We start from the raw sequence: 6,840 nt of genomic DNA, 5'->3' as shown, positions 1-6,840 counted from the left end.
GCCTTGGGGGAAAAGGTGCTCCCCAGGACCTCAGGGCGTACCTCCCCACCTTTCGCCTCATCATCCTTGTGAGCCTCATCCCTGCTTTCCTTGGGGTTTTCGTCCTTTTCCTCAGCGAGGAGACGGGAAAGGGCAAAAGGCCCTCCCGGTCTCTACCCCTTTTCCCCTGGAAGGACCTCAGCCCTCGGCTCAAGGTGTTCTTCCTTGCCACCCTCATCTTCACCCTCGGGAACTCCTCGAACCAGTTCATTCTCCTTCGGGCCGCAGAAAAAGACGTGGGCCTTGCGCCTTCGGCAGTAACTCTCCTCTACCTCCTGTACAATGTGGTCTACACCCTTGTCTCGTACCCCGCAGGGGTAATCTCCGACCGCCTGGGACGGAAGGGGGTTCTCGTCGGAGGATTTCTGCTCTACGCCCTCTCCTACTTCCTCATAGGGCTCTTGCCCCGCTCCATTGTCCTTGCCATGCTCCCTTACGGCTTTTATAGCGGCATGACTGAAGGGGTGGGAAAGGCCCTCATTGCCGATTTGGCCGAGGAAAACGTGCGGGCGACAGTCCTTGGATTCCACGCCATGCTCCTTGGGATTGGGCTCTTCCCGGCCTCCCTCATCGCCGGAGCCCTCTGGAGCGCCTTTGGGCCCTCGGCTCCCTTCCTTTTTGGGAGAACAACAGGCCTCGTGGCCTCGATTCTCCTTCTCCTCTTTCTCTGGGGTGGGAAAAGGTGAAGCTTGTTGTCCTCCTCACCGACTGGGGAACGAAGAGCTACTACCAGGGCGTGGTGAAAGGAGTCATCAAGCAGATTGCGCCAGAAGTGGAAGTCATCGACCTCACCCATGAGGTGGAGCCCTTCAACGTCCGGGAGGCCATGCACGTGCTTTTCCGGGCGTACCGGGACTTCCCGAAGGGAACGGTTTTCATGGGCGTTGTGGACTACGGGGTGGGGACAGAGCGCAAAGCCATCGCCTTCGAGACCGAAAGCGGGTACTTCTTCGTGGGGCCGGACAATGGGCTCTTCACCTTAGTGGCGGAAGCAGAAAGGGTTACCCGGATTGTGGAGCTTGCAAACCCCGAGTACTTCTACCGCGCCACCCCCTCCTTCTCCTTCCACGGGAGGGACATCTTTGCCCCGGTGAGTGCCTACATCGCAAAGGGTTTCGACCTGAGCCTTTTTGGGAAAAGGCTTGAGAGCCTCGTCCTCCTCCCCTATGAAAAAGCAAGGAAAGAGGGCGGGAGAATCCTTGGGGAGGTTGCCTTCTTTGACCGCTTCGGGAACGTGGAGACGAACATTCCGGAAATTTTCCTCGAGGGCCTAAAGTTACAGAGTAATGTGACGATATACTTGGGAGAGAAAGAATTCAGGGCAACCTACTGCAGAACGTACGGCGATGTCCCAAGGGGGGAACTCCTCATCCACGAGGATAGCTCCGGGTTTTTGGAAATCGCGGTGAACCAGGGGAGTGCGAGGGAGGAAATGAGAGTCAGGGGTGGAGAAAGGCTTTACATCTTGCTGCCAAGTAGGGCATGAAGATGTGTTCGGGCGTATGTCGCTTTGGTAAAAGTTCTCAATTAATAGAAGGGGGGATTTGGGCGTGAAGAGGAGAGCCGTTTCGCTGTTAGTTGCAATTCTCGTTTTGCTACTCTTTGTGAGTGGAGCAACGTACGCGCAACCTGTGGTAATAGAGGACATCCTTGAAGGAGACCAGTCAATTACTACAGACACGCAACTCCTTGGCCTTGTTCGTGGCAGCGTTGTTGTGGAATCTGGCATAACTCTCCAGCTCGATGGAGTTGTGATGGGTAACCTTCTCCTGAAGCCAGGAGCAATACTCACTCTAAATGGAATCGTTTATGGCGACGTAACGCTTCAGGAGGGAGCAACCGCCACGATCAACGGCATCGTGGGAGGGAATGTCTACAACCAGAGTGGCCAATCTATCGAGGTAAACGGCATAGTAAAGGGAGAAATCCGTTGATCTGCCGTTAGGTTCCCTGTTAATCAATGATTAGAACAGGAAAGGATATTTGGGTGACGAAGCTCTCGCATCGCTGCAGGGGGAGCGAGGCGTTTTCACTCATCGAGGTTATTATAATTATAGCCATCGCTGGATTCGTGGTTAGCGCTATCGCTCTCCTTGCTCTGAGAATCAGTCTCATCAAATCCACCAATGAAAACCTGCTTACTGCCAGCACCCTGGCTGAGGACGTTATAGAACGTATTAGGGAGAAAAGCATCGATGGCTTCTCTACGTTGCAGACCATCATTGGTAATGATGCCGATCAAAAAGAGGTCTACTTTGATTCCAATGAGTTTGCCCAACTCTGCGGTTCGAGTGATATCCCCCCTGAAATCCTTGCAGCCCTTGATAAGCTACCTGACTCGGAAGAGCTCTCCTTCGTTCGCTTCGAGGTGATAGGTCGAAATCCTCTGAATGGCTCGATAGAGAAGCTGCGCGTGGCGGTAGTCATCAGATGGAGAGAAGCGGCGAGATCGACTGATAAAGAGCGTGAGTACATCTTAACTACCCAGATTTCCAGACTTGGTTTTGGGAAATTCCTGAAGTAGTAGCATTAAAGCTTGCCATTGGAGGTCGAGGGAGCAATTTTTGGCCTGTGTGGTCTACTTAGTCGAAGAAGGAAGGCAAGATATCCCACCTCAGGGGGCATTATGCTCCTTGAGGTGGTTATCACTGTTTTTATTATGGCCTTTATTCTGACTCTTCTCTACCAGTTCCTTGGTTCGATGAACAAAAGGGGCAGGGCTCAAATTGCGGACCAGGAAATCATAAACCGAATCAATCTATTCCTCAACGCCATTGCCAAGGATTTCAGAAGCGCAGGAGTGGTTGCCATCACCGTTAACGATAACTCCACAGAAGTGTACATCGAAACAACGGATGGAAGGCAAAACACCTATATCTTCAAAGACAACGAGATACTAAAAAACGATGTGCCAATCGTCCAGGGAATTACTGAATCAAAGGTTGAGTGTGAAAAATCCGTTTTTGGTGGAAAAAGAGCCTATACCAAGCTTACTGTAAAGCTCTCCACCCCAAGTGGCCGCTCTTACAGCGCATCGATTCTGCGGAGGAATCCACCAAAAGGGAACGAGTGGGAGGAAGAGTAAGACGTCTCTGGGGTGATTGTAATGGAAAAAAGAACCCGGCGTGACTCGGGATCAGTAATGGTTTTCATAATTGCCCTTGTTCTCATAGCAGCCGTAGTTCTTTTTGCTGGTACAACCCTGGTTGTCTCGAGCAACAGGGCAATCCATAAGGTTACGACCATAAAACAGGCGCACTACATAGCGGAGATGGGTATCGAAAAGATTGTGTCCGATCCATTTGTTATCCGCAATGCCCTGGCATATGGCGAACACGAAGAGAGTTCGGGATCCTCAATACCGCTTGAGAACAACAAGAGCGGAACGTATAGAGTCAAGGTTACATACAACTCCAACGAAAAAACAATTAGAATTGAATCAACCGGAGAAGTCAAGAATAACAACTCGGAAAAATTGGCTCAAAAAACGATTACCTGTACCTTCCGGTTGTCACAAGGGCCTTTCTACGACATTGTCCTCCAAAATGCTATCACCACCGCCGCCAACCTGACTTCTGGGAAAGTGTACATATATCTTGATGAGGGCGTGAACCAGCCGGCAAACGTGTACAGCGGTGCCGAAATTACGAACATACGTGGTGAGATCCCCGGCTCAGTGTTTGCCCAAGGTAGCGTGGTGGTTGATAATAAAACCGTTGTCATGGGGGATGTTATCGCCAGGGGTAGCATTACTCTCAACAACAGCTCCAAAATCGAAGGAAAAGTCATTTCCGCAGAAAGCTACGTCGATGTCAACAACAATGTGGTTGTCAATGGCGATATAGTTGCTTACGGTACTGATGACAAAGGGTACTCGGTATACTTGAACAATGCCACTGTGGGGGCAATATACACTTCCCAGGGCTCCTCTCAGGTGAAAACTAACAATTCTTCTTATACCTCTATAAACACGATCTCCTCTTCCTCCTACCCTCCAGTTTATGAGGTTCCACAGCAGAACCTGCCCACCATAACGGATGAGATTAGGGCAATGTGGATGGAAAAGGCGAGTGAAGGGGAAACATATGACAGCGGTCTCACCGTGAATAACGGCCAAACGCTTACCCTTGATGGTAACACCCTTATCGAGGGGGACCTGGTAGTGAAGCAAAACGCAACCTTAAATATCAAAGAAGGTGCAGTCATCTACGTTACCGGCCGCATTCTTATCGAGAACAATGCTTCCATTTGTGTTGAAGACACAAACGGGGACGAGAAGACCCTCTTTAGTACGTTAATCACAGAGGACTACTTTGACATCGCGAATAACGCCATACCTGAAGCCCTGTCTCTAGTTGCCTTAGGTCCCTCGACCTCTTATCTTAAGAACAACTCGGTGACAACTGGGCCCATCTTTGTCCCCAATGGAAACTTAGAGTTGAGCAACAACGCTGTTGTGTACGGCGGGGTCTTTGCTAAGTCCATCCCCAAAATTGGGAATAACATGGAAATATACTTCAACCCTTTCAATAATCTCAGTCTCCCACCCACAATTACCGACACCAAGAAGTTATTAGAGCTCCTCGAGTGGAGCGAAAGTTGAAGAAGAAGGTCCTTCCACCATCCTGTACCAACTACGGCCCTAATCCACAGCCACCTCGGAGAGGCTACCAAACACCTCACACAGCGCCAGGTAGCTCTTCACGAACACCGGGTACAGCCGGTCGTAGACTTCCTTTTCCTCTTCCCGCGGCAGGAACCGGTCCCTGATTTGCACGAGCTCCTCTGCCACCTCGATCCCCCGGTAGAGCCCTATCCCCACCCCGCCGCAGATTGCAGCTCCCAGGGAAGTCGCCTCCTCGAGGTACATGGGGCGGAGGACCTCAAGGCCGAAGACGTTGGCAAGCATTTCGGCAAAGAAGCTGCTCTTTGCTGCACCGCCGATGATGCGCATGTTTTCAATCGCAAGCCCCTCCTCCCGGAAGGCATCAAGAATAATCCGGAGGTTCAGGCTCACGCCCTCAAGGACTGCTCGGATGAGGTGGGCTTTCCTGTGCCTTGGGGTGAGGCCGAGGAACACCCCCCGGGCATGGGGGTTCCACCAGGGAGCCCGCTCACCCATGAGGTAGGGGAGAAAAAGGAGCCCCTCGCTTCCGGCGGGGACCTTCTGCGCCTCAAGGTCCATGAGGGCATAGGGGCTTACCCCGAGTTTCTTGGCCGTTTTCTTCTCCTCTCCGCAGAGGGCATCCCGACACCACTGGTACGAGCCTCCTGCGGCCTGCATGGTTCCGGTGGGCATGAAAAGCCCTGGGGCAAGGTGATGGAAGGTGAAGGTGCGCATTTTTGAATCGTAGAAGGGATGCCTCGAGGCCAGAGCAATCCAAGAGGAGGAGCCAAGGTAGTTATAGGCCTGTCCCTCCCGCACCACTCCTGCGCCACAGGCGGCACAGGCCCCGTCCCCTCCCCCGATGACAACCGGGGTTCCGGACAAAAGCCCGACTTCTTCTGCGGCTTTTTTCGTCACCTCTCCGACCACGGCAAAGGAGGGGAAAACCGGAGGGAGCTTCTCCTCATCGAGCCCAACCGCCGAGAGAATCTCCGAAGACCATTCTTCTCTGACAATGTCAAAGAGGTTCGTCCCTGAGGCGTCGGAGAAATCGGTGGCCCACTTCCCGGTGAGCCGAAAGACCACAAAGTCCTTGGCAAGGAGGAACTTATGGGCCCTCTTGTAGACTTCAGGGCGGTTATTCCGGAACCAGAGAATCTTGGCAAGGGAGTAGTTCGGGCTCAGGCGGTGCCCCGTAATCCGGTACATCTCTTCCTCGCCTACCCTTTCCCGGACCCACTCAACTTCCCTCACCCCGCGCCGGTCTGCCCAGATGATGATTCGGGCAAGGGGGTTGCCCCGCTCATCCACCGGGAGGGCCCCCATCATCTGCCCGGAGAAAGAGACGACCCCGATGTCCTCCTTTCTTACCCTTGCCTCCTCAAGGAGCTTTCGGGTTGAAGCCACAACCGCCCTCCAGTAGTCCTCAGGGTCCTGCTCGACAGAAAGGGCGTCAGGGTAGAAAGTCTCGTAGCCGAAGAAGCTACTTGCAAGGATTCTCCCCTCAGGGTCGAAAAGCGTGGCCTTGTTCCCGGTTGTCCCAAGATCATGGGCTATGATGAGCTTCCCCACCCTCTTTCTCTCCTTCCCCGGTGACTCTGATCCGCACGGTGGCGATGCGCTTCCCCCGCATGCGTTCCACCCGAATCTCGTACCCGTTGACGTGCACCGCCTCTCCCTCTTCGGGAACCTTTCCGAGAATCTCCATGACAAGGCCCCCCAGGGTCTCGGACTCTTCGCTTTCGGGAATCGCAACTCCCAAAGCCTCGTTCACCGCCCCTATGGGGAGTGAGGCGTCCACGAGGTACTCGTTGTCGCCGAGTTTCCGGTACGGTGGGGCTTCCCGATCGTGCTCGTCCCGAATCTCCCCCACGAGCTCCTCAAGGAGGTCCTCAATAGTCACAAGCCCTGCCGTTCCCCCGTACTCGTCAAGGACGATGGCCATGTGAATCCGCTGCTGCTGGAGCTCCCGCAGGAGTTCCACCACCTTTTTTGTAGCCGGGACAAAGTGGATGGGGCGGACGATTTCCCGCACCGGGCGATCCAGGTTCCCCTCCCGGAGGGCAGGGAGCATGTCCTTGATGTGGACGAACCCGATGATGTTGTCGATGTCCTCCCGGTACACTGGCAAACGCGAGAAGTGGCTCTTTAAGGAGAGCTCCAGAGCTTCCCTGAGGGTGGCGTTCTCTTCGATG

Annotated in this window: 8 protein-coding genes; 6 read left to right on the top strand and 2 right to left on the bottom strand. The window is 53.6% G+C overall.

The window, feature by feature from the left end; translation table 11 throughout:
- The 6 genes from H5U36_08130 to H5U36_08105 form a co-directional block, all read left to right on the top strand.
- Nucleotides 1–725: MFS transporter (locus tag H5U36_08130; protein MBC7218088.1), on the top strand; the 725-nt coding region annotated here is incomplete at its 5' end.
- Nucleotides 722–1,525, top strand: coding sequence for an S-adenosyl-l-methionine hydroxide adenosyltransferase family protein (locus H5U36_08125; protein ID MBC7218087.1), 804 nt, complete (start codon nt 722–724; stop codon nt 1,523–1,525). The genes H5U36_08130 and H5U36_08125, both read left to right, overlap by 4 nt.
- Before the next feature lie 64 nt (nt 1,526–1,589).
- Nucleotides 1,590–1,973 (top strand): hypothetical protein, encoded by a 384-nt coding sequence (locus H5U36_08120; protein MBC7218086.1) that lies wholly within the window; start codon nt 1,590–1,592, stop codon nt 1,971–1,973.
- A 53-nt stretch (nt 1,974–2,026) separates the two neighbouring features.
- On the top strand, nt 2,027–2,563 hold the full coding sequence (locus H5U36_08115) for a hypothetical protein (protein MBC7218085.1): 537 nt from the start codon (nt 2,027–2,029) through the stop codon (nt 2,561–2,563).
- A 102-nt stretch (nt 2,564–2,665) separates the two neighbouring features.
- On the top strand, nt 2,666–3,124 hold the full coding sequence (locus tag H5U36_08110; protein ID MBC7218084.1) for a hypothetical protein: 459 nt from the start codon (nt 2,666–2,668) through the stop codon (nt 3,122–3,124).
- Nucleotides 3,125–3,145: 21 nt separating this feature from the next.
- Nucleotides 3,146–4,642 (top strand): hypothetical protein, encoded by a 1,497-nt coding sequence (locus H5U36_08105; GenBank protein ID MBC7218083.1) that lies wholly within the window; start codon nt 3,146–3,148, stop codon nt 4,640–4,642.
- 39 nt (nt 4,643–4,681) lie between these two features.
- Here the strand turns inward: H5U36_08105 and xylB are convergent, their stop codons facing one another.
- Both xylB and H5U36_08095 read right to left on the bottom strand, forming a co-directional pair.
- A complete protein-coding gene (gene xylB, locus H5U36_08100; protein ID MBC7218082.1) occupies nt 4,682–6,217 on the bottom strand; it encodes a xylulokinase in 1,536 nt (511 codons plus the stop codon).
- Nucleotides 6,192–6,840: HlyC/CorC family transporter (locus H5U36_08095; GenBank protein ID MBC7218081.1), on the bottom strand; the 649-nt coding region annotated here is incomplete at its 5' end. The genes xylB and H5U36_08095, both read right to left, overlap by 26 nt.

It is taken from the genome of Candidatus Caldatribacterium sp. (assembly GCA_014359405.1).
GTDB classification, from domain to species: domain Bacteria; phylum Atribacterota; class Atribacteria; order Atribacterales; family Caldatribacteriaceae; genus Caldatribacterium; species Caldatribacterium oleiphilum.
The sequence above is the reverse complement of the archived record's forward strand: the minus strand, read 5'-3'. Positions and strand labels throughout refer to the sequence as shown.